Here is a 2,070-nt window from a genome sequence, read left to right as displayed (position 1 = left end):
GGGCGGCGGTCAGGCCTCGGTGGTCGTGGGGTCGACGACGCGGATGCCGAAGTGGGCCGTGAGGGCGGTGCAGGAGCGACAGGGCTGCGCGAAGTGGCCGTGCAGCGGGTCGCCGTCCTCACGGATGCGGCGGGTGGTGAGTTTGGCGTGTTTGAGTGCCTTGCGGGCCTCGCCGTTGGTCATGGGTTTGCGCGAGGCGCGCTTGGAGCGGCTCGCGTCGGCCGCCGTGAGGTGGCGGGAGATGAGGATGGCCTCGGCGCAGCGGCCGGTGAAGCGCTCGCGCTGCCCGCTGGTGAGGGCGTCGAGGAAGTCCTGGACGAGCGGATGGAGGGCGGGGGGCTCCTCGCCGCGGCCCGCGGTGCACGTGAGGGTGGTCTGCCCGCGTACGGAGAGGGCGGCGGCGACCGTGGGCAGGATGCCGTCGCGGCGCTGCCGCAGGACGGGCGCGTGGGCGGCGGTGGCGCTCCAGCCGACGCGTGGGTCCCCGGCGGCCTGCGCGGCGGTCGGGACCGTGCCCGAGGGCGCGTCGCCGTCGGTCGTGGCGCCCGGCGCCGTGGACAGTGTGTGGCCGGACATGCCGCTCTGTGCCGTCTGCATCGTGCTCTTCCCTCCCCCTGCTCGCGGCCGTCACCGCGCGTACAACGCCCCCGCGTCGCGGGGACAGCCTGCCAAATGGGGCGGGTGGTGCGGAAGCTGGGGCACTGCGACACGCCTGGCTTTCCGCCGGGTTTCGTCACACGGTGACCGTCCGGTGGCTGGTGGTCATGGAACCGGAGGCCCGGTGACCGGTGTCGTCCTTGCGCATAGGCTGTGTCGACATCGCAGGACAAGAAACCGCAGAACCGAATCAGAACCTTCCACAGTGCCGCAGGGGGCAACCGCCATGACGACAGGTCGGCTGGGGCAGCAGTCAGCGCCGCCGAACGCGGCCTACGCCGGGCAGGTAGTGCACTTCCCGGATCCGGTCCGTGCCGCCCGCCATCCCAGAGGGGTGCGGGTGGACGAGCACGGTTACCCGGACTTCTCGGCGTACGCCCGCGCGGCCGCAGAGATCGCCGAGCCCCCGGAAGGCTTCGGTGTCGACGAACTGCGCCTGACGGACTACGTATCGGCGAACGCGGCGATGGCGGCGGCGGGCCACGACCTGTGGGACACGATTCCCGCGGTGGCGACCCCGCACGGCTGGACCTGGCACCACGTGCCGAACGGCCGCCGTCTGGAGCTCGTCCCCGTCGAGGTGAAGGCGCTGCTGCGGCACCACGGCGGCATCGCGACGACGACGGTGGACCAGAACAAGAGGGGGACGCGTCCGCTGCAGGAGACGCGTCCGGCCCACTTCGGCCTGCCGAAGGCCGCGGTCGCGGTGACGGAGCAGCAGGTGCAGGGCGTCGAGGAGGACCTGGGCTACCGCCTGCCGGGCGCCTACCGCTCGTTCCTGAAGGCCGCGGGCGGCTGCGCGCCGGTCGGCGCCGCGCTCGACGCCGAGCTCGGACTGCTGGTGGACCAGCCGTTCTTCACGGTCCGGGACGAGGCCGCGGTCAACGACCTGGTGTACGTGAACAAGTGCCTGCGCGACCACCTCACCAAGGACTACCTGGGTGTCGGTTTCGTGCAGGGCGGTCTGCTGGCCGTGAAGGTCAAGGGCGACCGCATCGGCTCGGTGTGGTTCTGCGCGTACGACGACGCGCGTGACGTCTCGGAGGCGGCCGGGTGGCCCCCTGCCGAGCGGGTGCGGCAACTGCTGCTGCCGTGCGGCGACGACTTCGACGCGTTCCTGTCCCGGCTCGCGGGCAATCCGCCGGAGCTGGAGACCGTGGCGAACCTGATGGTGGACGGCGGCTTCGCGCACGCCGTCCCCGTGTCCTCGGGTGGGGAGTGACGTAACGATGGTGACCTTCGCACAGGCGCAGGAGCGCGCCGAGGAATGGATCAACGGCGATGTGCCCGGCTACCAGCACCGTGAGGTGCGGGTCCGGGAGTTCGAGCTCGGGTTCGTGGTGTGGGCCGAGGACCGGGAGAACGGTCCGGTGTCCGACGGCGGCGGGCAGCGGCTCGTCATCGCGCGGGACA

At 72.2% G+C, this 2,070-nt stretch carries 3 protein-coding genes; 2 read left to right on the top strand and 1 reads right to left on the bottom strand.

Annotation, left to right across the window (positions count from 1 at the left end; genetic code table 11):
* Window positions 1–9 precede the first annotated feature (9 nt).
* Window positions 10–597 carry a YwqJ-related putative deaminase gene (locus AOK03_RS37735; protein ID WP_079075222.1) on the bottom strand — a complete coding sequence of 196 codons (588 nt, stop codon included), beginning with the start codon at window positions 595–597 and terminating at the stop codon, window positions 10–12.
* 286 nt (window positions 598–883) lie between these two features.
* On the opposite strand from AOK03_RS37735, the gene AOK03_RS37730 reads away from it, so the two are divergent.
* Both AOK03_RS37730 and AOK03_RS37725 read left to right on the top strand, forming a co-directional pair.
* Entirely contained in the window at window positions 884–1,879 is a 996-nt protein-coding gene (locus tag AOK03_RS37730; protein WP_055569879.1) for an SMI1/KNR4 family protein, read from the top strand.
* Window positions 1,880–1,886: 7 nt separating this feature from the next.
* Window positions 1,887–2,070, top strand: a 184-nt coding sequence (locus tag AOK03_RS37725) for a hypothetical protein (RefSeq protein WP_157869189.1), incomplete at its 3' end; no start/stop codon positions are given.

Origin of the sequence: Streptomyces atriruber, from assembly GCF_001418325.1 — a bacterium.
GTDB classification, from domain to species: Bacteria; Actinomycetota; Actinomycetes; order Streptomycetales; family Streptomycetaceae; genus Streptomyces; species Streptomyces atriruber.
Note: the sequence above shows the minus strand (reverse complement) of the source record. Positions and strands in the feature narration are given on the sequence as shown.

Excerpts from the sequence above, each read along its gene's own strand:
- AOK03_RS37735 (WP_079075222.1), bottom strand. The coding sequence starts at position 597 with ATGCAGACGGCACAGAGCGGCATGTCCGGCCACACACTGTCCACGGCG.
- AOK03_RS37730 (WP_055569879.1), top strand. The coding sequence starts at position 884 with ATGACGACAGGTCGGCTGGGGCAGCAGTCAGCGCCGCCGAACGCGGCC.